The sequence below is a fragment of the Halomonas sp. ND22Bw genome, assembly GCF_003011945.1.
Taxonomy (GTDB): domain Bacteria; phylum Pseudomonadota; class Gammaproteobacteria; order Pseudomonadales; family Halomonadaceae; genus Halomonas; species Halomonas halophila.
In genome coordinates, this window is record NZ_PXWD01001548.1 from 1 (window position 1) to 245 (window position 245).

Consider the following 245-nt stretch of genomic DNA (forward strand, 5'->3'; position numbering starts at 1 on the left):
GTGGGGCTGGTCATGGGTGATCCGATGGCCGTCGAGCTGGGCGGCATCTCGCTCGCGCTCCACCCCAATCTGGCCTGGTACGTGCCGCTGGCGCATGGCGGCACCGACATGTTCGCCGAAAAGCCGGTGCAGCTCGACGCCGCGGTCGCGCTGGCGAAGCTGAAGCCGCTGCTGGAGGACCCGGCGGTGCTGAAAATCGGGCACAATCTGAAATATGACATGATCGTGCTGGGGCGGCTGGGGTT

At 66.1% G+C, this 245-nt stretch carries 1 protein-coding gene; it reads left to right on the forward strand.

The features are described from left to right. Positions 1 to 24 precede the first annotated feature (24 nt). Positions 25 to 245: hypothetical protein (locus CVH10_RS23425; RefSeq protein ID WP_369336004.1), on the forward strand; the 221-nt coding region annotated here is incomplete at its 3' end.